This is a genomic window from Novosphingobium rosa NBRC 15208, from assembly GCF_001598555.1.
Classification (GTDB): Bacteria; Pseudomonadota; Alphaproteobacteria; order Sphingomonadales; family Sphingomonadaceae; genus Novosphingobium; species Novosphingobium rosa.
This window is the reverse complement of the sequence record NZ_BCZE01000012.1, coordinates 92,915-118,211: the sequence shown is the minus strand read 5'-3', so window position 1 is coordinate 118,211 and position 25,297 is coordinate 92,915. Positions and strand designations below refer to the sequence as shown.

General features: G+C 64.6%; 21 protein-coding genes and 1 tRNA gene. 14 read left to right on the top strand and 8 right to left on the bottom strand.

The window, feature by feature from the left end; all coding sequences use genetic code 11:
* Nucleotides 1–21 precede the first annotated feature (21 nt).
* A tRNA-Ser gene (locus SR3_RS06050) sits at nt 22–111 on the bottom strand.
* 311 nt (nt 112–422) lie between these two features.
* Here SR3_RS06050 and SR3_RS06045 point away from each other — a divergent pair.
* From SR3_RS06045 to mazG, 11 genes are all read left to right on the top strand, one after another.
* Nucleotides 423–1,502 (top strand): lytic murein transglycosylase, encoded by a 1,080-nt coding sequence (locus SR3_RS06045; protein WP_084455021.1) that lies wholly within the window; start codon nt 423–425, stop codon nt 1,500–1,502.
* Nucleotides 1,480–2,634, top strand: coding sequence for an SPOR domain-containing protein (locus tag SR3_RS06040; RefSeq protein WP_084455019.1), 1,155 nt, complete (start codon nt 1,480–1,482; stop codon nt 2,632–2,634). The genes SR3_RS06045 and SR3_RS06040 overlap by 23 nt, the downstream gene beginning before the upstream one ends.
* 70 nt (nt 2,635–2,704) lie before the next feature.
* Nucleotides 2,705–3,937 carry a D-alanyl-D-alanine carboxypeptidase family protein gene (locus SR3_RS06035; protein ID WP_157098655.1) on the top strand — a complete coding sequence of 411 codons (1,233 nt, stop codon included), beginning with the start codon at nt 2,705–2,707 and terminating at the stop codon, nt 3,935–3,937.
* Nucleotides 3,934–4,563, top strand: a complete 630-nt coding sequence (gene tmk, locus SR3_RS06030; protein WP_068082221.1) for a dTMP kinase — start codon at nt 3,934–3,936, stop codon at nt 4,561–4,563. Before SR3_RS06035 ends, tmk begins: the two co-directional genes overlap by 4 nt.
* Before the next feature lie 2 nt (nt 4,564–4,565).
* A complete protein-coding gene (locus SR3_RS06025; RefSeq protein ID WP_084455033.1) occupies nt 4,566–5,528 on the top strand; it encodes an AAA family ATPase in 963 nt (320 codons plus the stop codon).
* A gap of 30 nt (nt 5,529–5,558) precedes the next feature.
* Nucleotides 5,559–7,121, top strand: a complete 1,563-nt coding sequence (gene metG, locus SR3_RS06020; protein ID WP_068082215.1) for a methionine--tRNA ligase — start codon at nt 5,559–5,561, stop codon at nt 7,119–7,121.
* A complete protein-coding gene (locus SR3_RS06015) occupies nt 7,121–7,918 on the top strand; it encodes a TatD family hydrolase (protein ID WP_068082212.1) in 798 nt (265 codons plus the stop codon). Before metG ends, SR3_RS06015 begins: the two co-directional genes overlap by 1 nt.
* Complete coding sequence (locus SR3_RS06010) at nt 7,915–8,694, top strand: MBL fold metallo-hydrolase (protein WP_068082210.1); 780 nt, start codon at nt 7,915–7,917, stop codon at nt 8,692–8,694. The genes SR3_RS06015 and SR3_RS06010 overlap by 4 nt, the downstream gene beginning before the upstream one ends.
* Before the next feature lie 217 nt (nt 8,695–8,911).
* Nucleotides 8,912–11,401, top strand: coding sequence for a TonB-dependent receptor (locus tag SR3_RS06005; protein WP_084455017.1), 2,490 nt, complete (start codon nt 8,912–8,914; stop codon nt 11,399–11,401).
* A 4-nt stretch (nt 11,402–11,405) separates the two neighbouring features.
* Nucleotides 11,406–12,545, top strand: coding sequence for a glycerophosphodiester phosphodiesterase family protein (locus SR3_RS06000; protein ID WP_068082202.1), 1,140 nt, complete (start codon nt 11,406–11,408; stop codon nt 12,543–12,545).
* 72 nt (nt 12,546–12,617) lie between these two features.
* Nucleotides 12,618–13,406: a nucleoside triphosphate pyrophosphohydrolase gene (gene mazG, locus SR3_RS05995; RefSeq protein ID WP_068082309.1), complete on the top strand. Its 789-nt coding sequence runs from the start codon at nt 12,618–12,620 to the stop codon at nt 13,404–13,406.
* A 13-nt stretch (nt 13,407–13,419) separates the two neighbouring features.
* Here the strand turns inward: mazG and hflX are convergent, their stop codons facing one another.
* The 7 genes from hflX to dusB all read right to left on the bottom strand — a co-directional run bounded on the left by hflX (nt 13,420) and on the right by dusB (nt 22,872).
* Nucleotides 13,420–14,805 carry a GTPase HflX gene (hflX, locus tag SR3_RS05990; protein ID WP_068082199.1) on the bottom strand — a complete coding sequence of 462 codons (1,386 nt, stop codon included), beginning with the start codon at nt 14,803–14,805 and terminating at the stop codon, nt 13,420–13,422.
* Nucleotides 14,775–15,416 carry an RNA chaperone Hfq gene (gene hfq, locus SR3_RS05985; RefSeq protein WP_068082196.1) on the bottom strand — a complete coding sequence of 214 codons (642 nt, stop codon included), beginning with the start codon at nt 15,414–15,416 and terminating at the stop codon, nt 14,775–14,777. The genes hflX and hfq overlap by 31 nt, the downstream gene beginning before the upstream one ends.
* Before the next feature lie 147 nt (nt 15,417–15,563).
* The gene (ntrX, locus tag SR3_RS05980) at nt 15,564–16,949 is read right to left on the bottom strand and encodes a nitrogen assimilation response regulator NtrX (RefSeq protein ID WP_068082193.1); all 1,386 of its coding nucleotides are present in this window, start codon (nt 16,947–16,949) and stop codon (nt 15,564–15,566) included.
* 18 nt (nt 16,950–16,967) lie between these two features.
* A complete protein-coding gene (locus SR3_RS05975; protein WP_245653793.1) occupies nt 16,968–19,184 on the bottom strand; it encodes a sensor histidine kinase in 2,217 nt (738 codons plus the stop codon).
* A gap of 85 nt (nt 19,185–19,269) precedes the next feature.
* A complete protein-coding gene (locus tag SR3_RS05970) occupies nt 19,270–20,700 on the bottom strand; it encodes a sigma 54-interacting transcriptional regulator (protein ID WP_174549131.1) in 1,431 nt (476 codons plus the stop codon).
* Between the two features lie 10 nt (nt 20,701–20,710).
* Nucleotides 20,711–21,838, bottom strand: coding sequence for a two-component system sensor histidine kinase NtrB (locus SR3_RS05965; protein ID WP_068082182.1), 1,128 nt, complete (start codon nt 21,836–21,838; stop codon nt 20,711–20,713).
* Between the two features lie 2 nt (nt 21,839–21,840).
* Nucleotides 21,841–22,872 carry a tRNA dihydrouridine synthase DusB gene (gene dusB, locus SR3_RS05960; RefSeq protein WP_068082180.1) on the bottom strand — a complete coding sequence of 344 codons (1,032 nt, stop codon included), beginning with the start codon at nt 22,870–22,872 and terminating at the stop codon, nt 21,841–21,843.
* Between the two features lie 77 nt (nt 22,873–22,949).
* Here dusB and SR3_RS05955 point away from each other — a divergent pair, with 77 nt between their 5' ends.
* From SR3_RS05955 to SR3_RS05945, 3 genes are read left to right on the top strand one after another with little or no spacing between them, the layout of a single operon-like run.
* Complete coding sequence (locus SR3_RS05955; protein WP_068082178.1) at nt 22,950–24,110, top strand: bifunctional 2-C-methyl-D-erythritol 4-phosphate cytidylyltransferase/2-C-methyl-D-erythritol 2,4-cyclodiphosphate synthase; 1,161 nt, start codon at nt 22,950–22,952, stop codon at nt 24,108–24,110.
* Nucleotides 24,107–24,655: a hypothetical protein gene (locus SR3_RS05950; protein WP_068082172.1), complete on the top strand. Its 549-nt coding sequence runs from the start codon at nt 24,107–24,109 to the stop codon at nt 24,653–24,655. The genes SR3_RS05955 and SR3_RS05950 overlap by 4 nt, the downstream gene beginning before the upstream one ends.
* Nucleotides 24,652–25,194: a CinA family protein gene (locus SR3_RS05945; RefSeq protein WP_068082171.1), complete on the top strand. Its 543-nt coding sequence runs from the start codon at nt 24,652–24,654 to the stop codon at nt 25,192–25,194. The genes SR3_RS05950 and SR3_RS05945 overlap by 4 nt, the downstream gene beginning before the upstream one ends.
* Nucleotides 25,195–25,297 lie beyond the last annotated feature (103 nt).

The following is a 25,297-nucleotide window of genomic DNA, read 5'->3' as shown; positions in this document are numbered from 1 at the left end:
GGACCGCTATAGACGAAACGATGGCGGAAGAGGTGGGATTCGAACCCACGGACGGGTTGCCCCGTCGCTGGTTTTCAAGACCAGTTCCTTAAACCACTCGGACACTCTTCCACGCCGTTTCAGGGCTGACAGCTTGCGACAGGCTTATGGGTGAACCTACCCGGCCAATCGGAACTACACCAACCCTTTGCAACCACACTCCATTTTCCGCGAACAGGTCGCCAGCCCCGGTAGCTTTCAAGGCTGCTGCCTTAAACCACTGGGCCAGCCGCCCTCGTGTCACGCGCCATAAACGATGCGGCGAAAGGTGCAAGAGGGCGCGAACGCAAGCGGCGCCCACGCGCCGATTGCCACTCTGCGCGCGCTCACCCGTGCCTTGCCCACCATTCCCTTGAGCGCCGCGATGTGCGAAAGCTGCTGACATGAAACGATCCTTCTTCCTGGCCGTCCTCGGCACGCTGGCGATGACCGGCGCGGATGCCGCGCAATCTGCTCCCATGATGCAGGATGCAGGTGCGTCCTCTTTTGCGACGCCCGATCCGCAGGATGCCGCCTTTCAGGCCTATCTCCAGACCGTGGCCGCCAAGGCGCGAGCACAGGGCATTCGCGAAGCCGCCATCCGTTCGGTGTTGACCGGGCTGACCTACAATCCGCGCGTGGTCTCGCTGGACCGCGCCCAGCCGGGCGGCTCGCCGACCAGCAACGCCACGCCGCCCGATTTCACCCCCTATCGCCTCTCGCACATCAATGGCGCGCTGATCGCGAAGGGCAGGGCGATGTATGGCACCGTCGCCAGCGATGCCTCGCGGATCGAGGCGCGCTACGGCGTGCCCGCGCCGATCCTGCTGGCGATCTGGGGCAATGAGACCAATTTTGGCAGCTATATGGGCAATTTCGATCTGCCCCGTTCGCTGGCGACGCTGGCCTATGATGGCCGCCGCCGCGCGCTGTTCGAGGGGGAATTGATCGCGCTGATCCGGATGGTCGATCAGGGCGTGCCGCGCTCACGCCTGACGGGCAGTTGGGCCGGGGCCTTCGGCAATCCGCAATTCCTGCCCAGCGTCTATCTGCGCGTGGCTCAGGACGGCGATGGCGATGGCTCCCGTGATATCTGGAGCAGCAAGGCCGACACCTTGGCCTCCATCGCCAGCTATTTCCGCGATGCCGGATGGCGTCCCGGCCAGCCTTGGGGCGTGCGTGCTACCGTACCGGTCGATTTCAACCGCACCGCCAACGCCAGCCTGCTGACCGCGCCCAGTTGCTCACGCGTCCATGCCCGCCAGATGCGCTGGCGCACGGTGGGCGAATGGCGCCAGATGGGGGTGATCGCTCAGGGCCGCATCGGCGACAATGTGATGGCCAGCCTGATCGAACCGGACGGCCCGGGAAAAACTGCTTTCCTTTTAACCGGTAATTATCGGGTTATCCTCGATTATAACTGCTCGAACTATTATGCCTTGAGCGTAGGATGGCTTGCCGATGAAATTGCCGGGAACCCGTAAGACCCTGTTGAGCGGGATCGCACTCACCGCCCTGATGGCTGCAGCGCCTGTTATGGCTGCGGCGTCTTCCGCGCCCGTGGCCCCGGCCAATGGCCCGCAATCGGACTTCCCCGTGGTGGTGGGCGCGCCTTACCAGATCGACGGCGTGACCTTCGTGCCCAGCGATTCGATGAATTTCGATTCCGTTGGCTATGCCGCCGTGGGGCAGGAGGGGGGCGGTGCCATCTCGGCGGCCCATCACACGCTGCCGCTGCCGTCCTATGCGGAAGTCACTGATTTGAAGACCGGCCGCACCATTCTGGTCCGCGTCGAGCGGCGTGGTCCGGGCGACGGCAACCATGCCATCGAGCTTTCGCCGGGCGCCGCCGCGCAGCTTGGCATTGCGCCGGGTAGCAATGCTGGCGTGCGCGTGCGCCGCGTCAATCCGCCAGAGCAGGAGCGCGCCCTGCTGCGCTCCGGCAATCCCGCACCCGAACGAATGCCGACCCCCAAGCCCTTGCTCGATGTGCTTCAGCGCAAGCTGGACCCGGGGCTGGCCCAGCGCACGCTGGATGCCGAGGACCGCGATCCGGTTCCAGCCAAAGCTGTGAACCCGACCACGACAAAACCCGCGCCGACACTGGTTTCCAAGCCTGTCATTCAGACTGTCAAGCCAGAGAGCCCGGCCAAAGTGCCTGCGGCCAAGAAAGCGCCGCAGCCCAAGCCCGAGGCCGTCACCAGGGCCGAGCCTTCAGCGCCGCCCCCGATGGGTTATGTCCCGTCCGTGCCCGCGCCTGCGACTCAGCCTGCCGAGAAGCCTCATCGCTCGCCGCATCAGGGCCTGCCCAAGGCCAGCGTGGCTGTAGCCGATCCCGCCAAGGCCCCCGCAACGGAGGCCCCCAAGCCGGCGGTCGCAACCAAGCCAGCCGAAGCGGCCAAATCCGCCGGATCCTTCGTGATCCAGGCTGGTGCCTATTCCGACCAGAAACGGGCTCAGGGCGTGGCGGACAAGATCGGCGGCGCGGTCAGCGCGGCGGGCAAGCTGTGGCGGGTGCGCGTCGGGCCGTTTTCCGCGCACGCCTCGGCAGAGGCGGCCTTGGCGAAGGTCAAATCCGCAGGCTATAGCGACGCCCGAATCCAGCGCGGCGAGTGACTCAACAGGGCTCTTGCCGCCTGACAGGCATAATGGAGTCGCGTTGATCCCCTCGTTCAAGAGCTTGTTGGTGCCCGGCGCACTGGTTCTGGCCGCTCTGGCCGCCACCGGTTTGCGCTCGGCGCCCTCTTCCCCGGTAGAACATGGGGATAACTCTCTGGCCACATCGCGGGTCGAGCCTCTGGTGCTGGGCCCGGTGCCGCCTGTGCCGCTGGGCCATCCGCAGCCCCCGGCCGAGGTCGATGTCGCGCCCGTGGCGATGCTGGTCGATATGGGATCGGGCCGGGTGCTTTACGCCAAGGAGGTGGCGCGACCCTTCCTGCCCGCCTCGGTCACCAAGACGATGACCACCTTTCTGGCCTTCGAGCTGATCTCGCAGGGCAAGATGAAGCTCTCGGATGTCTATGCCGAAAGCCATGAGGCCTATCGCAACTGGCATATGACCGGATCGCGGATGTTCCTCGATGAGGGGCAGCCCGTCACCGTGGATCAGTTGCTCACCGGCATCATGACGGTTTCGGCCAATGATGGCGCCGTGGTGCTGGGCGAAGGCTATGCCGGCAGCGTGCCCAACTGGACCGCGCTGATGAACGCTAAGGCGCGCGAAATCGGCATGACCGACAGCCATTTCAACACCCCCAACGGCTATATGGACGGGGGGCAGACCTATGTCAGCGCGCGCGATCTGATCAAGCTGGCCACCGCGATGATCCAGCGCCATCCCGACCTTTATCACCGCTATGTCGGCAGGCCGGGGCTGGTGTTCAACAAGGTGGCGCAGAACAACCACGATCCGCTGCTGGGCAAGTTCCCCGGCGCCGACGGCATCAAGACCGGCTTCACCGGCGAGGCGCATTACAATTACCTCGGTTCCGCCGAGCGCAATGGCCGCCGCCTGCTGATGGTGCTGGCCGGGGTGGAGCGCCCCAATGAGCGCGTGAAGGCCGCGCGCGCTTTGATGGAATGGGGCTTCGACCAGTGGGACGCCAGCGCCCTGTTCCAGCAGGGCCAGAAGCTGGCGACGGCCAAGGTGCAGGGCGGCTCTGCCGACAGCGTCGATCTGCTGACGCCGCGCAAGCTGTTCGCCACGGTCCCCCTTGGTCAGCGCGAGACAGTGACCATGCGGGTAACCTATGACGGCCCTTTGAAGGCCCCCATCACCAAGGGGCAGGAAGTGGCGAAGCTGGAAGTGACGATCGGGCATGATGCGCCCACGGTGATGCCGCTTGTGGCGGCCTCCGATGTGGGCAAGGGCGGTCTGGCTGATCGCCTGCGCGTCGGTTTTCGAAGGATGGTGTCTTGAGTTCGGGGCGTTTCATTGCGCTGGAAGGCGGGGAGGGCACCGGCAAGTCCACCCAGTCCCGCCTGCTGGCCGAGGCCTTGCGCGCATCGGGCCATGAGGTGGTGCAGACCCGCGAGCCGGGCGGCACCGCTGGCGCCGAAGCGATCCGCGCCCTGTTGCTGGGCGTGGAGGGCGAAGGCTGGGGCGCCCGCGCTGAGGCTCTGCTGTTCGCCGCTGCCCGCGCCGATCACGTCGAGCGGCTGATCCGCCCGGCTCTGGCGCGCGGCGCCTGGGTGGTGTGCGACCGCTTTATCGATTCCACCCGCGCCTATCAGGGCGGCGGCGGCGGCCTCTCCGAAGAGGATCTGCTGACGCTGCACCGGATCGGCAGCGAGGGTTTGTTACCTGACCTCACCCTGCTGATCGAGGTGCCGCCTCAGGAAACCGCGCGCCGTCTGGCTGCGCGCGATCTGGATGGGCCGGACCGTATCGGTGGGCGGGGCGAGGCCTATCACGCCCGCGTCAGCGCCTCTTTCGCCGGCTATGCGGAGGCAGAGCCGGAACGCTTTGCGCGCATCGACGGGCTGGGCGAGCCTGAAGCCATCCATCGCCGGATCATGGATGCCGTCGCGGGACTCGCGTCTTGACCATCCTTGAAGGCCATAGCGCCCCATGGCGGGAGTGGCGCGCGGCGCAAGCCTCGCCGCGCATGCATCATGCGTGGATTTTGACCGGGCCCAAGGGCGTGGGCAAGGCCAGCTTCGCCTTTGCCGCCGCCGCTGAGCTGGTGGCCGAAAAGGGCGTGCCTCAGCCTGAGATTGAAGCCCATCCCGATATTCTGATCCCGCGCCATCCCCCCGCCACCAAGGAGGATGAGAAAAAGCGCGACGAGGGCCTGCCGCATAACGTCAAGCGCTCGATCCCGGTGGATGAGATCCGCGCCCTGCAGCGCCGCCTGACTACGCGGCCCACTTTGGGCAGCCGCCGCGCCATCATTCTGGATCCGGCTGACGATCTGGAGACCAGCGCCGTCAACGCGCTGCTCAAAAGTCTGGAGGAGCCCCCGGCGGGCACCTATTTCCTGCTGGTGACGCATCGTCTGGGGCGGTTGCTGCCCACGATCCGCTCGCGTTGCCGTATCCTGCGGTTCGCGCCTTTGTCCGATGGGGCGGTGGACGGCATTCTGAAGGCTCAGGCCCCGCAGGCCGATGGCCCGACGCGCGCCGCCGCCGTGGCTGCGGCGCAAGGTTCGCCCGGTGTCGCGCTGGATTTCGTGCAGGAGGAGTTGGCCGGGGCTCACCAGTTGATGGGCCGCATTCTGGCCGAGGGCGACAAGGGCATGATGCTGCGCGGCTTGCTGGCCGAGGAGCTGGGCGCCCGCCCCAAGCGTGAACGGCTGAGCGCCGTTCTCGATCTGGCCCGCGCCGTGCTGGCCGCCGATCTGCGCTCTGCCACGCCGTTGCGGCAGGCCCGGCTGATCGAGGCGCATGGCGCCATGGTCAAGCTGGCGCGCGAAGCGCCGATCTACAATTACGACCCCGGTCTGCTGGCGATGGAAATCGGGGCCTTGCTGGCTTCGTCCGCCGTGCCTACAGAGGCTGGCAACCGATAACCCTCTCGCAAGTCAGGTAAGCACGGGCCCATGGCCGATCCTTTCTACATCACCACCGCCATCGCCTATCCCAATGGCAAGCCCCACATCGGCCATGCCTATGAGGCGATCGCCGCCGACGTCATCGCCCGCCACCAGCGCGCCGAGGGCCGCGACGTGCGTTTCCAGACCGGCACCGACGAGCATGGTCTGAAGATGGCGCAAAAGGCGCGCGATCTGGGCATCACGCCGCGCGAGCTGTGCGATGAAATGTCCAGCCATTTCCGTGCGATGTGCGATGCTTTGAACATCTCTTACGATGTGTTCCAACGCACCACCGATGAAGCCCATTACAAGGCCAGCCAGGCCATCTGGCAGGCGATGGAGGCCAATGGCGATCTCTATCTCGATCGCTATGAAGGCTGGTATTCGGTGCGCGACGAGGCTTTCTACGATGAAAGCGAACTGGTCGCGGGCGAGGGGGCTGAGAAGCTGTCGCCGCAGGGCACGCCAGTGGAATGGACCGTGGAGGAAAGCTGGTTCTTCCGTCTTTCGGCCTATCAGGAGCCGCTGCTGGCACTTTACAACAGCCAGCCTGATTTCATCAGCCCCGACAGCCGCCGTAATGAGGTGGTGAAATTCGTCGAGGGTGGTCTGCGCGATCTGTCGGTTTCGCGCACCAGCTTCGATTGGGGCGTGCCGGTTCCGGGCTCGCCGGGGCATGTGATGTATGTCTGGGTCGACGCGCTGACCAACTATCTGACGGGTCTGGGCTATCCCGAGAAGACCCCGGAGATGGAGCGCTGGTGGCCCGCCGATATCCATCTGATCGGCAAGGACATTGTCCGCTTCCACACCGTCTATTGGCCAGCCTTCCTGATGAGCGCCAAGCTGCCGCTGCCCAAGCAGGTGTTCGGCCATGGCTTCCTGCTGCATCGTGGCGAGAAAATGTCGAAGTCGCTGGGCAATGTGGTCGATCCGCTGGAGCTGGCCGAGCGTTTCGGCGTGGACAGCCTGCGCTATTTCCTGATGCGCGAAGTCAGCTTCGGGAATGACGGCAGCTATTCGGCGGAAGCCATCGTGACGCGCTGCAATGCCGAGCTGGCCAACAGCTTCGGCAATCTGGCGCAGCGCAGCCTTTCCATGATTTTCAAGAATATGGGCGGCGTTCTTAAGGCTGATCTTCCGCTTTCCGAAGCCGATGATGCGCTGCTGGCCACCGTGGCCGAGAGCATTGCCGCCATGCGTGAGGCCTTCAGTACGCTGGACTTCTCCGAAGGGCTCGATGCCTGGATGCGCGGCGTCTTCGCCTGCAACGCCTATGTCGATGAGCAGGCGCCCTGGGCGCTGCGCAAGACCGATCCCGAGCGGATGGAAGCGGTGCTGATGGTGCTGCTGCGCGTGGTGCGCGATCTGGCCATTGCCCTGCGCCCGGTGGTGCCGACCGCGATCGACCGTCTGCTCGATCAGATGGGCATTGCCGCGGATGTCCGCGATTTTACGGCGTTGGAGAACAAAGGCTGGCTGGCCGATCTGGCTGCTGCCGGATTCACGCTGGAACAGCCCAGCGGCGTTTTCCCGCGCCTCGAACTGCCTGCTGACGAGAACGCCTGATGCTCATCGATTCCCACTGCCACCTCAATTACAAGGGCTTGATCGAGCAGCAGGGCGAGGTGCTGGCACGTGCGCGGGCAGCGGGGATCGGGGCTTTTCTCAACATCTCGACAAGGCAGAGCGAATGGGCCGATGTCGTCGCCACGGCGGAGCGCGAAAGCGATGTCTGGGCGACCGTCGGCATCCATCCGCATGAAGCCGACCAGCATGCCGATCTGGGCGAGGGGGCCCTGCTGGAGGCCACGAAACACCCCCGCGTGATCGGCATCGGCGAGACGGGCCTCGATTACTATTACGACCATTCGGACCGCGTGGTGCAGCAGGATCTGTTCCGCACGCATATCCGCGTGGCGCGTGAAACCGGCCTGCCGCTGATCATTCACACCCGCGAGGCGGAAGAGGATACGGCGCGCATCCTGACCGAGGAGATGGAGCAGGGGGCTTTCCCCGCGCTGATCCACTGTTTCACCGCCTCGGCCGATTTTGGCGAAAAGGTGCTAAATCTGGGATTAACCATCTCGATCTCGGGTATTGTGACCTTCAAAAATGCCAAGGATCTTCAGGCCTTTGTCTCCACCATCCCGCAGGATCGCCTGCTGGTGGAGACGGACTCGCCTTTTCTTGCGCCGATCCCCCATCGCGGCAAGGTCTGCGAACCCGCCTACACCGCCGATACGGCGCGTTTCGTGGCCGGTCTGCGCGATGTCAGCCTTGAGGATCTGGCTGCGACCACCAGTGCCAATTTCCGCAAGCTCTTCGCCAAGGCGGATCTTGACAAAGCGGGATTGGCCGCATGAAGCTGGTGATGCTCGGCTCCGGCACCTCCACGGGCGTGCCGCGCGTGGCGGGAGAGATGGGCGAGGACTGGGGCCAGTGCGATCCCGCTGACCCCAAAAACCGCCGTACCCGGGCCTCGATCCTGGTCGAAAGCTCCGAGGGTGCGCGCATTCTGGTCGATACCTCGACCGATCTGCGTCAGCAGCTGCTGGCCAACAGCATCCATCGTCTGGACGCTGTGTTCTGGACCCATGACCATGCCGACCATTGCCACGGCATCGATGATCTGCGTCCATTCCGTTATGGCCGCGCCGGGCCTTTGCCGGGCTTTGCCAATGACGAGACGGTGCGGCGGCTGCGCAATCGCTTCGGTTATGTCTTCGCCGGGCAGCACGGTTATCACACGCTGGTCGAACTGGACTCGCTTGATCGGCTGCGCATGTTCGCGGGGTTTGGCGTGGGCTGGTGCCAGATGCCGCATGGACCGGCGCAGAGCACGGCTTTCCGGTTCGACTGCGACGGCAAGTCCATCGGCTATGCCACTGATTTCAGCGCGATCACCGGGGAGATGGTCAACCTGTTCCATGGTGTCGATCTGCTGGTCACCGATTGCCTGAGGCGCGAACCGCATCCGACCCATGCGCATCTGGGCATGGCGCTGGAGTTGGTGGAGGCCACGCGCGCCAGTCGCGCTGTGCTGACCCATCTGGACAAGAGCATGGATTACCGGGAGGTTTCCGAGGAAATCCCGAGTCACGTGCAGGTGGGCTATGATGGGCTGACCATCGAGCTTTGACGCGCGAGGGTGCTGTCAAATCGCGTCCCTCTTAACATAATATCGATTATCGCAATCTTGTGTGCGCTGCGGAAACATCGCTGTTCCGTGTGATGTTATGGCAACCCGACAAGGCCCTGACATCGGTGTCTTTGTTTTGACGTAAAACAGTCAACATCCCGTCATCTCAACCCTCTAGCGGCTTCGCAACCGCAGCGCGATGTTAGAGGGACACGCCATGAGTTTTCGCAGACTGGTAAACACATTGATGCTGCCGGGGGTCGCCGCCCTCGCCTTGGCACCGGTTCTGGCCCACGCCGCCGATACCGCTGACGCTCCCGCCGCGGCCTCGGCGCCGGAGAACGAAGACACCGCCGAAACCATCACCGTCACGGCCAAGGCGACGCGTTCCAGCACTGCCGTGGCCGGCGCGGAAATCCAGAAGATCCTGCCTGGCGCCTCTCCCTTCAAGGCGATGCAGACGCTGCCCGGCGTCCTCTACATCACCGCCGACCCGTGGGGTAACAACGAGCAGAACGCTCAGCTCTTCATCCACGGTTTCTCGATCAGCCAGCTTGGCTATGTGATGGACGGCGTGCCGCTGGGCGACCAGAATTACGGCAATTTCAATGGCCTGTCGCCTCAGCGCGCGCTGATCAGCGAAAATGTGGGCCGCACCGTCGTGGCCACCGGCGCCGGTGAACTGGGCATTGCCTCCACCAGCAATCTGGGCGGCGCGGTTCAGGTCTACAGCAGCGACCCCGAAAGCCGCATGGGTGTTCAGGTCAACCAGACCGGCGGCATGTATGGCACTTCGCGCACCTATGCCCGCATCGACAGCGGCGAGTTCGCCGGTGGCAACAAGCTTTATATCTCGGCGGCGCGCCAGCGTGGGCGTTCGTGGGATTTCGCCGGCATTCAGGGCGGCTGGCAGGCCAATGCCAAATTCGTTCATGAAGATCACATCGGCAAGCTGACGGCCTATTTCGACTGGTCGGACAAGACCGAGCCCAACGAAGACGCCTCGGTCATCTACACCAAGCCTGCCAATGCGGTGCAGGCCAATGTGCCTTACACCCGCCCCTACACCTATCCCAATTTCGCCACCGCGCGCAATTATGTGGATGCCTATGGCAACACGCCTGCCGGAGACGGCTCGAACTATCGCAACTATTATTCTGACGCTCACCGCGCGGATTATCTTGGATACCTCAAGTATGATCTGAACCTTGGCGAGCATGTGAAATGGTCGAACCAGGTCTATTATCACCACAACAACGGTGAAGGCGTGGTGGCCGGGCCGCTTGGCCAGTCGATCACCGTGGTCGATGCCTATCTGACCCCGGGCTACACCACCGCCACGGCGCAGAAGAGCAATTCGAACACCTCGTCCTATCTGGTCGCGGCGACGGGCGGCTCGGGTTACGTGACCCGCACCACCGAATATCGCATCATGCGCAAGGGTATCATCTCGACGCTGAACGCCGATATCGGCAATCACGCGATCGAGGCGGGCGTCTGGTATCAGTACAACAGCTCGCATGCCTGGCGCCGCTGGTATGCTCTGGATGCCAGCAATCCGGACAGCTCCACCCCCTACACCACGCCGAGCAACCCGCTCTTCACGCAGTATGCCGCTGAAATGCGCGTGAACACCCTGCAGCTGCATCTGCAGGACACGTGGAAGATGACCAACCGCCTGACCGTCGAGGCGGGCATCAAGACCAGCGCGCAATATGCCAATGGCTTCTTCATCGCCCAGCCCAAGGTCGGTTCCTATGCCGGTCTGGTCGCGGGTGACAGCCTGCCCTCGGGCCGCATCAACACCGAAAACTGGTTCCTGCCCACCGTGGGCGCCAAGTGGGACGTGAACGGCCACGAGGAATTCTACGCCAACATCCAGAAGAACATGCGCCAGTATCAGGCCTACGGCGGCGGCGGCAGCGCCGATCCGTGGTCGGTGGGCAACCAGCAGGCCTTCAATTACATCAAGGCCAACGGTCACCCGGAAAGCTCATGGACCTATGAAGTGGGTCTGCGCTCGAAGCACAGCTTCACCAACAGCGCGGTGACCAGCATCGAGGGCCAGATCAACTATTACCACGTCGATTTCAGCAACCGCCTGCTTTCGGTCAGCGCGGCGCCGGGCGGCATCGCGGGTGGCTCGATCACCGGCGGCACCACCTCGCTGTTCAACGTGGGCAATGTGAAGACCGATGGCGTGGACGCCGGCGCCACGCTGCGCTTTGGCTCGATCGCCTCGATCTACAACGCCATCAGCTACAACAACTCGGTCTATCAGAGCGACTATTCCACCGCGACGGGCGCGGCCACCGGCACCAGTATCGGCGGCTTCACCACCGTCAACAATGTGGTGCCCACCGGCGGCAAGCAGGTGCCCGGCAGCCCCAAGTGGATGAACAAGACCGTCATCTCGCTGGACAATGGGCCCTTCCAGGTCCAGCTCTTCGGTGACTATGTGGGCAAGCGCTACGCCACCTATGTCAACGATGGCATGGTGGACAGCTACTTCCTGGTTTCGGCCCGGATCGCCGCCAAGATCCCCGAGCGCTGGATCCACGCCCGCAAGGCAGAGATCAGCATGAATGTGACCAACCTGTTCAACGCAACCGGCTGGTCCACCGTGTCTGTCAATACGGCGTCCAGCTTCTCGGCCTATCCGATCGCGCCGCGCATGGTGTTCGGCACGCTTTCGCTGGGGTTTTAAGACAATGACGATGGGGCCGATTTCCCGCCGCCGCCTGATGGGCTATACTGCCGCAACAGGCATCGCCATGGGGGTCGGCCCCCTCACGTCTATGGTTAACGGAGCTGTTCCCATGCGCCAACGTCCTGCCAAGCCGGTTGTGATGGGGCATCGGGGGTGCTCCGCCCTGCGCCCGGAGCACACGCTGGGCTCCTATGCCAAGGCGATCCAGGATGGGGCCGATTTTGTCGAACCCGATCTGGTGAGCACCAGGGATGGCGTGCTGGTGATCCGCCATGAAAACAACATCGCCGAAACCACCAATGTTGCGGCACATCCTGAATTCGCATCGCGCAAGGTGACCAAGACCGTCGATGGCGAGCAACTGACCGGCTGGTTCACCGAGGACTTCACGCTGGCCGAACTGAAAACCCTGCGTGCCAGGGAACGCCTTGAGGGTATGCGCACGGAAAGCCATTCCTATGATGGTGAATTCCAGATCGTGACGCTGGAAGAGATGATCGACTTCGTGGCGGCGGAAAGCGCCGCGCGCGGCCGCATCATCGGCATCATTCCCGAAATCAAGCACTCCACCTATTTCGCCGGGATCGGCCTGCCTCAGGAAGGACGCTTTCTGGAGCGGCTCAACGCCAGCCGTTACCTGAAGACCGCGCCCGTGATCGTGCAGAGCTTCGAGACCGCCAATCTGCGCAGCCTGAAAAAGGCCGTGGCCGACAAGCCCAATGTGCAGTTGATGCAGTTGATCGGCGCGCCCGATGAAAGCCCCGCCGATTTCACGGCCAAGGGCGACAAAAGGGTTTGGAAAGACCTGTTCACCCCCACCGCCATGGCCGATATGGCGACTTACGCCGACTGGTTCGCTCCACCCACGCGCATGTATATTCCGCTGGGCAAGGACGGCAAAATGGCCGCACCCACCGGTCTGCATATTGCGGCGCGCAAGGCGGGCATGCTGGTTGGCACCTGGACTTTCCGTCCTGAGAACCACTTCCTCGCCGGTGATTTCCGGAATGGCGCGGGCGATGGCGCGCGCAATGTCGAGGGCAGTCTGGCCGAGATCAGCCATTATCTGAAGACGCTGCAGCTCGACGGTTTCTTCACTGACGATCCTGCGCTTGGCCGCAAGGTTGTCGATCAGGCGTAAAGGCCTGTTGGCAAAGTGGGACGCTCCATGGCAGAGGGCAAGGTGCCCTTCCCTCTGCCGCGAGGTTTCCCGATGACCGCCAGCCCTTCTCTCGACCGTTTGCTCGCCATCATGGCCCGGCTGCGCGATCCTGCGAAGGGGTGTGAATGGGATGTGGCGCAGACTTTCGCCACCATCGCGCCCTACACCATCGAAGAAGCCTATGAGGTCGCCGACGCCATCGAGCGTGACGATATGGCCGATCTGCGCGAGGAGCTGGGCGATCTGCTGCTGCAGGTGGTCTTCCATGCCCGTATGGCCGAGGAAGCGGGGCATTTCAGCTTCGACGATGTCGCCGCCGGGATCGCGGCCAAGATGGAAAAACGCCACCCGCATATCTTCGGCGATGAAGCCGGGCAGGACTGGTCACGCGAGACCCGCTGGGAAGCCCAGAAGGCCAGCGAGCGTGAAGCCAAGGGCGCAACCAGCGCGATGGATGGGGTGGCTCAGGCGCTGCCCGCGCTGATGCGGGCGGAGAAGCTGCAGAAGCGCGCGGTACGGCAGGGTTTTGACTGGCCCGATACCGAAGGCCCCGTCGCCAAGCTCTCCGAGGAAGTGCAGGAACTGGCCGAAGCAACCAATGAGGCCGAGCGTATCGAGGAAGCGGGCGATCTGCTCTTCGCCGCCGTCAATGTGACGCGGGCTTATGGCGTGGCGCCCGAGGAAGCCTTGCGCGCCGCCAATGCCAAATTCGAGCGCCGCTATCGCGGGATGGAAACGCTCTCAAGCGAACAGGGCCGGGATTTCGCGGCCCTGTCGCTCGATGAGCAGGAGGAACTGTGGCAGGCCGTCAAGCGACGCGAGAAGGGCTTAACGGTCTGAGCGCCGCCGCGCTCTAGCCCTCCAGATCCTCACTCAACCTGCAATAGCGGCCCCATTCGCGCGGCGTCAGGCGCACGCGCAGGCGCCGGCGATGATCCTCGCCCTCGCCCGCGTCGCTGTCTTCCAGCACATCGCCATGGGCATGCAGCCAGGCCAGACGCTGGCCATCGCCCGCCTCGAGCGTGAGGAGATGTTCCCGCGCATCACCCGTCAGCAGGCGCCCGGCGGCTTCGAGCAGTTCCTCACAGCCCTCGCCCGTCAACGCCGAGAGCGGCACGATCAGCTGGTCCTCATCCTCGCGCTGCTGACGCGCGGCGCGCAGCAGATCGGCGATCTGGTCGGCGGGCAGCAGGTCCCACTTGTTCCACACCTCGATGACAGGAACCTTGGGGGCGAAGCCGCCCTCCTCCATTAGTCCCAGATCGGCCAGCACATCCAGAACATGCGCCTTTTGCGAGGCTGTTTCGGGATTGGCGATATCGCGCACATGGATCACCACATCGGCGGCGGTCACCTCTTCCAGCGTGGCGCGGAAAGCGGCGACCAGCTGCGTCGGCAGGTCCGAAATAAAGCCCACCGTATCCGAGAGGATCGCCTTGTCGACGCCCGCCAGACGGATGGCGCGCATCGTCGGGTCCAGCGTGGCGAAAAGCAGGTCCTGCGCCATCACGCCAGCACCGGTCAGCCGGTTGAACAGCGTCGATTTGCCCGCATTGGTGTAGCCCACCAGCGCCAGCACCGGCCAGGGCGCCTTGCCGCGCCTCTCGCGGTGCAACCCGCGCGTGCGGCGCACCTGCTCCAGCTCGCGGCGGATGCGGGCCATGCGGTCGCGGATCATGCGACGGTCGGCCTCGATCTGCGTTTCGCCCGGGCCGCCCAGGAAGCCGAAGCCGCCGCGCTGACGCTCAAGGTGAGTCCAGCTGCGCACCAGACGGCCCGCCTGATAGTCCAGATGGGCCAGCTCGACCTGCAGGCGACCTTCGGCGGTCGCCGCGCGCTCGCCGAAGATTTCCAGGATCAGACCGGTGCGGTCGATCACCTTGCGCTTGAGCTTTTCCTCAAGATTGCGCTGCTGCACCGCCGAAAGCGAACCATCCACGATCACCAGCTCGGCCTCGTGCAGGGTGCATTGCACCATGATGTTGTCGATCTGGCCCTCGCCGAACAGCGTGCCGGGGCGTGCCTCGCGGATGGGCACAGCAAAGGCCTCGGCGATCTCCAGCCCGATGGCCAGCGCCAAGCCCTTGGCCTCCTCGATCCGTGCGGCCGGGTCGCTGGTGGTGGCGGCCCGCCCGCGGATGTCGGGGCATACGACGAGGGCACGCGCGCCGCGCGTCACCTCGCCCTTCGAGTCATCGATATGGAAAGTCAGGCGTTGGAATCCTCTTCGCCGTCCCATTCACCGGTCAGATCAACCGGGGTCAGTGGCTGAATGGTGGAAACGGCATGTTTATAGGCCAGCTGGACGTAACCTTCACGCTCCAGCAGCATGCAGAACAGATCGTAAGCCGCCACGCGGCCCTGAAGCATCACACCGTTCACCAGGAACATCGTGACCTGCGCCTCTGCAGCGCGGATGCTGGAGAGGAACACGTCCTGAAGCAGACGGGCCTTCTTGCCGCCATCGGTGCCGCTGCCGAACAGGCGCGTGTCGATGGGGGTGCTGGGCATGATCGTCGAGACGGCATGCTTGTAAACCAGCTGCGACTGGCCATCGCGGCGCAGCAGGATCGAGAAATTGTCAAACCAGGTGACAATACCCTGCAACTTCACGCCCTTGACGAGGAACATCGTCACCGGGGTCTTGTTTTTGCGCAGGTGGTTGAGGAACTGGTCCTGAAGGTTTTGGCCACCCTTGCCCGACGGAGCCGCCGCGGAAGCAGGAGCCGGTGCTGCCTCAACCTCGGGGGCGGGAGGCGGGGTGGGAGCCTTGAGCTTGGGGCGCGCCGAGAGCTTGCGTGCAGGCTTCACGACCTCAGGGGTTTCCGAGGTTTCGGTTGCTTCAGTCATGTTTTTGCTCCTTTTTTTTGGCGGGCGGTGGGGCCACCCGCGATCTGGCACCCGATTCTCGGGTTGCCGACGTCTGATGTGAGTGAATAATGTTTCGCGCTTGCAGCGTAAATGGCCTAAATTGTCTCAGCGTGTAAAAAGAGGCCCTTACTCCTCCTCTTCATCCTCACGGCGCTCGCCCATGCCCAGCAGCTTGAGTTTGCGGTGCAGTGCGGAACGTTCCATGCCGATGAAGCTGGCGGTCTTGGAAATGTTGCCCGAAAAGCGGCGGATCTGGACACGCAGATATTCGCGCTCGAAATTCTCGCGCGCTTCACGCAGCGGCACGCCCATCAGCGCCGACATGCCGCCATCGCCAGCCAGACGGCCGGTGACGATCTCGCCGGGCAGCATATCGGGCTCGATGATGCCGAGCCTCTCACGCGGAGCGAGGATCACGGTGCGCTCCACCACATTGCGCAGCTGGCGCACATTGCCCGGCCATTCATAGGCCTGCAGCGCGGCCATCGCCTCCAGGCTGATGTCGGGCGGCGGCAGGCCCTGATCGTTGGCGTAACGCGCGAAGAAATGGCTGACCAGCGCGGGCACGTCATCACGGCGTTCCGAAAGCGGCGGCACATGGACCGGCACCACGTTCAGACGATAGAACAGATCCTCGCGGAAGCGCTTTTCGGCGATTTCCTTCTCCAGATTGCGGCTGGTGGAGGAGACCACGCGCACATCGACCCGCAGCTGCCGCGCCCCGCCGACACGGGCAAAGGCCTGATCGGTCAGCACGCGCAGGATGCGGGCCTGGGTGGACAGCGGCATATCGCCCACCTCATCGAGGTACAGCGTGCCGCCATCGGCCATCTCCAGCAGGCCGGCGCGCACCAGCTTGCCGTTCTGCTCCTCACCAAACAGCTCTTCCTCAAAGCGTTCGGGGGTGATGCGGGCGGAATTGACGCTGACGAAGGGGTTCGTCGCACGCGGGCTCCAGCTGTGGAGCAGGCGCGCGGCCACCTCCTTGCCCGCGCCGGAAGGGCCCGAGATCAGCAGGCGGCTGCCGGTGTTGGCAACGCGTTTCAGCGTTGCGCGAACGTGGTTGATCGCGCTGGAATTGCCGGTGAACTCCTCGCCCTGCGTGATGTCCAGCTTCAGCCTTGCGTTCTCGCGGCGCAGGCGCTCCGTCTCGGTGGCGCGTTCCACAAGGTGCAAAAGGCGCTCGGTCTCGAAGGGTTTTTCGATGAAATCCATCGCCCCGCGCCCGATCGCGGCCACGGCCGTATCGATGTTGCCGTGCCCCGAGAAGATGATCACCGGCAGATCGGGCTCACGCGCCTTGATCGCGTCAAGCACCTCAAGCCCGTCCATCGGGCTGCCGTGCAGCCACACGTCGAGCAGCACCAGCGAGGGGCGCCGCTTGTCCACCGCCTCCAGAGCGGCGCGGCTGTCGCCCGCCGTTCTGCAGTCATAGCCCTCGTCGGAGAGCACACCCGCGACCAGATCGCGAATGTCCTTCTCATCGTCGACGACCAGGATATCGAGTGCCATGGAGATGTCCGTTCCTTACTACTCTGCCGCTTCACCGACGCGCCTGTCAGCGGCAGGCTTGTCGTCCAGCGGATCGCGCGCAAAGCGCATGGTGACTTGGGTGCCCCCCGTATCCACCGAGGCAAAGGCCATATCGCCCCCATGCTCCTCGATGATCTTCTTCACGATGGCCAGACCAAGGCCCGTGCCCTTTTCACGCGTGGTGACATAGGGTTCGACAATGCGCTCCCGGTCCTGAGGCAGGCCGATGCCATTGTCGGTGATGGTGACGGTGACGCTGTCCTCCGCGCCGGTGAGGCCCAGCGTGATGCGGCCGCGGTAGTCCTCGCCAGCGTTCTTGGCCTGCGCCTCGACCGCTTCGGTGGCGTTTTTCAGCACATTGGTCATGGCCTGACCGAACTGATGGCGATCGCAGGCGATCTGGCTGACATCCTCGCCCGCCAAGAAGGCGAAGCTGATATCGGGCCGCGCCACCTCCTGCAGGAACATGGCCTGACGCGCCAGATCGGCGGGATCCTCATTGCGGAACACCGGTTTGGGCAGGCGCGCGAAGGAGGAGAATTCATCCACCATCTTGCGCAGATCGCCCACCTGCCGGATGATCGTCTGGGTCAGTTCCTCGAAGAGCTCGCCATCGTCCACGATCTGCTTGCGATAGCGGCGCTTCAGGCGTTCCGTGGCCAGCTGGATCGGGGTGAGCGGGTTCTTGATCTCATGCGCGATGCGCCGCGCCACGTCGGACCATGCGGCCTGGCGCTGATCGAGCAATTGCCGCGTGATATCCTCGAAGGTCAGCACCGCGCCCGAAGGGTTGCCGGTGACCTTCACGGCCAAGGTCAGCAATTCGCTGCCCTTGGCATATTGCACGATGCCTTCATTGGCCCCCGGCACGACCAGACCGGCCAGCTGGGGGGCGATCTCGGCCAGCAGGAGGCCTTCTGGCGGCGCGGCATCGGCAGGGCGCAGCAGCTTCTGCGCCGAGGAGTTCATCAGCAGCACACGCCCCGCGCCATCGAGCGAAATCACGCCTGCCGTGACCGATTCCAGCACCGCCTCGATAAAAGCGCGGCGCTCACCGATCTGCTGGTTGGCGCCGACGAGCGCCAGCGTCTGCCGCTCGATCTGCCCGGTCATGCGGTTGAAGGCCCGGTTGAGCAGACCGATCTCGTCCGACCCGGCCCTGCCCTCCACACGCTGGGCGAAATCGCCCGCGCCCACGCGGCGGGCGGCGGCGACCAGCTCGGCCAGCGGCTGCACCTGCCGGTCGGCAAAGCGCAGGGCGAACCACACGGACAGGCCCACCAGCGCCAGCGAGGCGATGAACAGCGCCACGTTGAAGCGCAATTGCAGCAGCCGCGCTTTCTGCGTGAGCACCTGATAGGCGCGCACGATGTTATCGGCGCGGCGGCCCTGAGTGATCGCCAGAAGGTCCGAACGGCGCGCGGCAAAGAGATAGATGCCGCTGCGGCGGTCGATCGGCGTCACCACCTCGATCCGGTCGGCATTGGTGTTGACCACGATGGGCTCGCCGGCATCGATGCGCCGCACCACCTCGGGCTTCGGGGGCGTGGGCGGCTTGCCGCTGGGGTCGATGAAGGCGACCGTGTTCAGGGCGCCGTTGGGCTCCTTCTGCAGGATCGCCACCTCATCCAGCTTGCGCTGGAGCACCTGATAGGAAATGCCTTCCTGAAACTCGCGGCTGACCATCGAGACCCGGCTGAGCGCATCGTGCACATCGTAAGCCATGGCGATGGCATTGTCGGACACGTCGCGCTGGCTCTGCTCGTAATAGCCCTGCGCCAGCTTGTTGGCGTTTTCCAGCATGCCGCGCGAACTGTCGGTGAACCAGAACTCGCCGGTCGACTGGAACAGCCATGAGGCGCAGACCACCACCAGCAGCGTGGGCACCGCCGCGATCATCGAGAAGAGGAACACCAGCTGCACATGCAGCCGCCCCTTGGAGCCGATGCTTTCAGCCGCGCGGCGCAGCGCCATGCGCCGGCCGATCAGCATCAGGATCGCCATGGCGGGCACCAGCATGCCGACCAGCAGGGTCGCCGTCAATGCCGAGTTCAGCAACTGCCCCTTGTCCGACTGGTCCGAGAGAACCAGATAGGCCGAAAGCGTGGCGGCCATGAACGAGACCAGCGCAATGCCTTCCAGCCATGGGAAGATGTTCACACGCCGCAGATAGACCTGCGCCCGGCGCCACCAACGAGGCGGCCATCGGCGCATGGAAGGGGTCATATTCTGTGACATCGTTGCGCGCTTACAACACCACTGTAACGTGCTTGCAAGAGGATTTGTGTAACCATCGCGTTCAGGAACGGCGCCCCAGCGTCTCGGCATCGATGGCCAGCTCGCCCAGACGCTTGCGCAAGGTGTTGCGGTTGATCCCCAGCAATTGCGCCGCGCGCAGCTGGTTACCGCCGGTGGCGCGCAGGATTTCGATGAACAGCGGGCGCTCGAAAGCGGCCAGCGCGGTGTCGTAAATCGTACCGGGCTCGGGGTTTTCGCGGGCCAGCCATTGGGGCACGCAGCTCTCCAGATCGAAGGCGCGGGTTGGCGCGGGCGCAGCGGCCACATCCTCTTCCGTCCGCGCCGGAGCCGTCAGCAAGGGGGCCAGAGCGGCGGCATCGATCACATCCTCACGCGCCAGCAAGGCAAGGCGATAGATGAAATTGCGCAGCTCGCGCACATTGCCGCGCCATGGCTGACGGGCCAGCAGGTCGACGGCATCGGGCGCCAGCTGGCGGCGCGGCAGGCCTTCCGAGGCGGCCAGGGTCAGGAAATGGCGGGCCAGGGCCTCCACATCGTCGGCGCGCTCGCGCAGCGGCGGCAGGTTGATGGGCACGACGTTCAGGCGATAGAACAGATCCTCGCGGAATTGCCCTGCCGCGATCATCGGCATCAGGTCGCGGTTGGTGGCGGCGATGATGCGCGTGTCGATGCGCACCTCGTCGCGCCCGCCCACGCGGCGGATCATCCCCGATTGCAGCGCCCGCAACAGGCGGGTCTGGGCCTGCATCGGCATATCGCCGATCTCGTCGAGGAACAGCGTGCCGCCCTCGGCCTGCTCGAACTTGCCGATGTTGCGGGCGACGGCTCCGGTGAAGGCGCCCTTCTCATGGCCGAACAGCTCGCTTTCGATCAGCTCGGCGGGGATGGCGGCGGTGTTGACCGCCACGAAGGGCCCGGAACGCCGATGGCCCAGCTGATGGATCGCCTCGGCCACCAGCTCCTTGCCGGTGCCGGATTCGCCAAGGATCAGCACCGTCAGATCATTGCGCAGCACGCGGGTGATCATGCGATAGACCGCCTGCATCGAGGCGCTGCGCCCCACCAGAGGCAGCCCCTGTCCGGCGTTCTCTTCCTCCAGCAACCCCTGCGATGAGCCCGCCGCAGCCGCCTGACGCACGGTGCGCACCAGTTCATCGATGTCGAAAGGCTTGGGGAAATATTCGAAAGCGTCGGTATCGCTGGCCCGCACCGCCGTATCCAGCGTGTTCTGCGCCGAAAGGATGATGATCGGCATATCGGGGCGCAAAGCACGCACCCGGTCCAGCGATTCGATGCCGTCGCCATCGGTCAGCATCACATCGGTGACCAGCGCGGCAAAGCGCCGCTCGCCCAGCAGGCGGTCGCGACCGGCAATGCTGTCGCTGCGCGATACGGCAAAGCCATCCGCCTCCAGCGCGGCGGTGATCACGATGGCGATGGACTCGTCATCTTCGACCAGCAGAACATTCATCAAACGCCCGTCATCCTATGCCCTGTCTCTTGAATAAGCGCCATTTTCCAGGATTTGGCGTGTCATCGATGGCGACGGGCAGGTGCAGGCGGAAATGGGTCCAGCCTCCGGCCTCGTCGCGGTCATGGGTGATGCGGCCATTCATGTCGCGCACCAGCTTGCGCACCAGCGCCAGCCCCAGCCCCTGCCCGCTTTTCTTGCTGCTGACGAAGGGTTCGAAAATATGGTCGCGCATGGTGGGATCGATGCCCGGGCCATTGTCAGAGACGCGCACCTCGATCGGCAGGCGCACCGGAGAGCCCTGCCCCGCCGAATGCAGCTGCAGGCCGCTGGCGAAACGCGTACGCACGATGATGCGCGCGCCTTCGGTCTTGCGGCAGGCATCGCGTGCGTTGGAGAGCAGGTTGATCAGCACCTGCACCAGCCCATGCGCGCTGCCCAGCACCGAGGGCAGCGAGGGATCGAACTCTTCCTCGATGCGCGGCGGGGCTTCGGTGGCGGCGGAGAGAATGGCGGCGGCGCGGCGGATCGCCTCATGCAGATTGCAGGGCGCGACCGGCTCGGCGGTGCGACGGCTGAGAGTCTGCATCTGGTCGATCAGCTTGGCGATGCGGTCGACCTCATCGGCGATCAGCAGGGTCATGGCGCGGTCTGCGCCCTCCACCTTGCGGCCCAGCAATTGCGCGGCGCCCTTGATGCCCGCCAGCGGATTCTTGATCTCATGGGCCAGGATTTCGGGCGCGCGCAGCACGCCTTCCTCATTGCCCGAACCATTTTCGCGCATGGCGTCGGCAGCGAAGGAATCATGCAGAGTCATCACCAGCCAACCGGGGAAATCCGCCACCGGGGCTGCCGTGATATCCAGCCGCCTTACGCCATGGCCGACCAGTTGCACATCGATCTGCCGAGCGGAGACCGGGGCATCGCCCTCGGCCAGACGGCGGGCCAGACGCGGCTCGCCCACATCGATCAGGCTGCTCAAAGCCCTGCCGACAAGGCGGCGGTTGGATTGCCCGAAAAACTGCTCGGCGGCGGGATTGACCTGAGCGATCATCTGCCCGGGCGCCAGCACCACCACCGCCATGGGCAGGCTGAGCATCAGTTTGCGATGATCGGGCCCCTCCCCGGCTGCGACCATGCTTAAGCAGCCTGCGCTGGCTGATGGCCTTGTTCGATCAGCGGCATATAGAACTCTTCCAGCGCCGCTTTCACCATATCGGGATCATCGAAGAAGTTGACGCGGTTGCGGAATTCCGCCGAGCCATGCAGCCCCTTGGTGTACCAGCCCAGATGCTTGCGGGCCAGATTGACGCCGGTGACGGTGCCGTAATGCTCCAGCATCAGCTCGTAATGCTCGCGCAGCACGGCATATTGCTCGGCGAGATCCGGGGCATCCTTGCGCTCGCCGGTCGAGAGCCAGTGCATCACCTGACCCAGCAGCCAAGGCCGGCCATAAGCACCGCGCCCGATCATCACACCATCGGCGCCCGACTGCTCGACGGCCTTGGCCACATCCTCGATGGTGCAGATATCGCCATTGACGATGACGGGAATGTCCACCGCTTCCACCACATTGCGAACAAAGGCCCAGTCGGCCTCGCCGCGGTACATCTGGTTGCGGGTGCGGCCATGCACGGTGATCATCCTGGCGCCCAGATCCTGAGCGATGCGCGCCAGTTCGGGGGCGTTCAGACTGTCATGGCACCAGCCCATGCGCATCTTGACGGTGACGGGCACATCGACGGCCTTCACCGTGGCCTCGATCAGGCGGGTGGCCAGCGGCAGGTCGCGCATCAGCGCGGAACCGGCATCGCCATTCACCACCTTTTTCACCGGGCAGCCCATGTTGATGTCGATGATGGCAGCGCCCTTGTCGGCGGAAAGCTTGGCCGCCTCGCCCATCTGTTCGGGCTCGCAGCCGACCAGCTGCATCGAGACCGGCTCTTCCGCCGGGTCCCAAGCCGCCTTCTGGATCGACTGGCGCGTTTCGCGGATCGCGGCGGGGCTGGCAATCATCTCGGTCACATTGAGCCCGCTGCCATAGCGGCGCACCAGGCGGCGCATCGGCAGGTCGGTCACCGCCGTCATCGGCGCCAGAACGACTGGACAGTCGATCTGGACGGGGCCGATATGGATCGGCTTGAGGACGGGCGGAATGGGTGTGCTGCTCATAAACCGGGCTTTGCCTAAAAAACAGGCAGCGCATAGTGGATTGCGCGGCAGGCAGCAAGCGTTTACCGGCCCGCCCGATGACGAGCGAAGCGAATCTCTCCGACGTGGCGGCTCTGGTCGTGGCAGCAGGGCAAGGCTTGCGGGCCGGGCAACCCGTTCCCAAGCAATTTGCACCATGGCGCGGCAAACCGGTTTTGCGGCATTCCGTGGAAGCCTTGGCGCAGGCGGGCATCACCCCGATCATCGTGGCCATCCCCGAAGGCGCCGAAGAGATCGCCCGCGCCTGCGTGGCCGGGATCGACGGCGTGCGCTTTATCACCGGGGGCGAGACCCGCCAGCAATCGGTGCGTTTCGGGCTGGAAGCGATGCAGGGCGATGGTCCGCGTCTGGTGCTGATCCATGACGCCGCCCGCCCGGTCCTGCCCCGCGCGGTGATCGACAGGCTGGTGGAGGCGTTGGAGCATTTCCCCGGCGCCATCCCTGCGCTGCCGGTGGTGGACAGCCTGTGCCATGCCGATCCGCGCGGCCTGAAAATGGGCGCTCCGGCCCAACGCGAAGCCTTGCGCCGGGTGCAGACTCCGCAGGCCTTTAACTATAATGACATTCTTGCGGCGCATCAGGCTTGGGCACAGACGCCCATCGCCGGCGACGATGCCCAGGTGGCGCAGGCCCATGGGCTCGACGTGGCGCTGGTCGATGGAGATGAAGTCTTGCACAAACTGACCTATGCCAGCGATTTTGGGAACGGCGAGACCCGCCCGCCCGTCCGCATGGGCACCGGCTATGACGTCCACCGGCTGGAGGATGGCGAGGAGCTGTGGCTCTGCGGCGTGAAGATCGAGCATCATCGGGGCCTCTCGGGCCATAGCGATGCCGATGTGGCGATCCATGCGCTGGTCGATGCCCTGCTGGGCGCGGTGGCGCTGGGCGACATCGGCAAGCATTTCCCGCCCAGCGATATGCAGTGGAAGGGTGCTTCCTCCGACCGGTTCCTGGCCCATGCCATGAAGCTGGTGCGCGAAGCTGGCTATCAGCTCGGCAATGTCGATGTGACGATCATCTGCGAGGCGCCCAAGATCGGCCCGCATCGCGATGCCATGCAGGTCCGTCTGGCCGCCATCATGGAGGTGCCCGAGGCGCTGGTGAGCGTGAAGGCCACCACCACCGAAAAGCTGGGCTTCACCGGGCGCGGCGAAGGCATCGCCTGTCAGGCCGCAGCCGTGGTGGTGCGCGCGTGAGAGCCCGGCGGGTCGGCAGGCGCCCTTTCTGCGCCCTCTCCGCCGCGCTGCTGGTGCTGGTGCCAGGTCTGGCCCGCGCCGCCGAACCGCCTTGCCTGACCCCGCATGAGTTCAATTCGCTGGCGACCTATGCCCTGCCCAACGCGCTGAGCGCGACGGCGCAGCGCTGCTCGGCCAGCCTGCCGCCCGACGCCTTTCTGCGTACCGGCGGGCCCGACATGATCGCGCGCTATGCCGCCGCCAAGCCCGGCGCATGGCCGGACGCACGCAACGTGTTCCTCAAGCTGTCATCGGGTCAGCAGGGCCCGGTTGGCGACATGCTGCGCAACATGCCCGATCCCCAGCTTCAGCAGATGGCCGATGCCTTTATTCAGGGCCTCGTCGTCGAGAAAATTCCCGCCGAGCGGTGCAGCAGCCTCGATTCCATGCTGCGCCTGCTCTCCCCCCTGCCCGCCCAGAGCGCGGCGGATATCATCGGTCTCGCCATCGGTCTGGGTTCCCAGGCCGGTGCGGCGAGGGTCGGAAAGATCCAGATCTGCAAATGACCCAATCCCTTCTCCCTCCCGAGATCGTTGCGCTGGCGCAGCGGGTGATCGATGAAAACCTCGCCGCTGGCCGCAAGGTAACACTGGCGGAAAGCTGCACCGGGGGCCTCGTCTGCGGGGCGCTGACGGAAATCGCGGGCTCCTCGGCGGTGGTCGAGGGCGGCTTCGTGACCTATTCCAACGCCGCCAAGCACCGCCAGCTGGGCGTGCCGCATGACATCATCGACACCTTCGGCGCGGTCTCCGTGGCCTGCGCCTGGGCGATGGCGCAGGGCGCGCTCAAGCATTCGGACGCCGATGTGGCGGTGGCGATTAGCGGCATTGCCGGGCCCGATGGCGGCACGGCGCAAAAGCCGGTAGGTCTGGTGGTCTTCGCCAAGGCCGAGCGCGGCGCGACCGATGTGGTGGCCGAAGAGCGCCATTTCGCGCCCACCAGCCGCGCCAGCGTGCGCGCCGATGCGGTGAAAGTGGCGCTGGAATTGCTGTTGCCCGCGCAGGCCGAGAAAGAAACCCAGCCCGGCGGGAACTACGATATCTGAGTTAGCCGAAGTTGCCGGTCTTCAGCCGGTAAGCGGTGAAGATCAGAAACACGGCCAGAACCGTGCCGAAAATCGCGATCTGGCGGATGATCCTCTGTTTCTT

What these genes read in the sequence shown, in the direction of transcription:
- SR3_RS06045 (WP_084455021.1), top strand. Translation starts at nt 423, where the DNA reads ATGAAACGATCCTTCTTCCTGGCCGTCCTCGGCACGCTGGCGATGACC.
- SR3_RS06040 (WP_084455019.1), top strand. Translation starts at nt 1,480, where the DNA reads ATGAAATTGCCGGGAACCCGTAAGACCCTGTTGAGCGGGATCGCACTC.
- metG (WP_068082215.1), top strand. Translation starts at nt 5,559, where the DNA reads ATGGCCGATCCTTTCTACATCACCACCGCCATCGCCTATCCCAATGGC.
- SR3_RS06015 (WP_068082212.1), top strand. Translation starts at nt 7,121, where the DNA reads ATGCTCATCGATTCCCACTGCCACCTCAATTACAAGGGCTTGATCGAG.
- SR3_RS06010 (WP_068082210.1), top strand. Translation starts at nt 7,915, where the DNA reads ATGAAGCTGGTGATGCTCGGCTCCGGCACCTCCACGGGCGTGCCGCGC.
- SR3_RS06005 (WP_084455017.1), top strand. Translation starts at nt 8,912, where the DNA reads ATGAGTTTTCGCAGACTGGTAAACACATTGATGCTGCCGGGGGTCGCC.
- SR3_RS06000 (WP_068082202.1), top strand. Translation starts at nt 11,406, where the DNA reads ATGACGATGGGGCCGATTTCCCGCCGCCGCCTGATGGGCTATACTGCC.
- mazG (WP_068082309.1), top strand. Translation starts at nt 12,618, where the DNA reads ATGACCGCCAGCCCTTCTCTCGACCGTTTGCTCGCCATCATGGCCCGG.
- hflX (WP_068082199.1), bottom strand. Translation starts at nt 14,805, where the DNA reads ATGGGACGGCGAAGAGGATTCCAACGCCTGACTTTCCATATCGATGAC.
- hfq (WP_068082196.1), bottom strand. Translation starts at nt 15,416, where the DNA reads ATGACTGAAGCAACCGAAACCTCGGAAACCCCTGAGGTCGTGAAGCCT.
- ntrX (WP_068082193.1), bottom strand. Translation starts at nt 16,949, where the DNA reads ATGGCACTCGATATCCTGGTCGTCGACGATGAGAAGGACATTCGCGAT.
- SR3_RS05975 (WP_245653793.1), bottom strand. Translation starts at nt 19,184, where the DNA reads ATGCGCCGATGGCCGCCTCGTTGGTGGCGCCGGGCGCAGGTCTATCTG.
- SR3_RS05970 (WP_174549131.1), bottom strand. Translation starts at nt 20,700, where the DNA reads ATGAATGTTCTGCTGGTCGAAGATGACGAGTCCATCGCCATCGTGATC.
- SR3_RS05965 (WP_068082182.1), bottom strand. Translation starts at nt 21,838, where the DNA reads ATGGTCGCAGCCGGGGAGGGGCCCGATCATCGCAAACTGATGCTCAGC.
- dusB (WP_068082180.1), bottom strand. Translation starts at nt 22,872, where the DNA reads ATGAGCAGCACACCCATTCCGCCCGTCCTCAAGCCGATCCATATCGGC.
- SR3_RS05955 (WP_068082178.1), top strand. Translation starts at nt 22,950, where the DNA reads ATGACGAGCGAAGCGAATCTCTCCGACGTGGCGGCTCTGGTCGTGGCA.
- SR3_RS05945 (WP_068082171.1), top strand. Translation starts at nt 24,652, where the DNA reads ATGACCCAATCCCTTCTCCCTCCCGAGATCGTTGCGCTGGCGCAGCGG.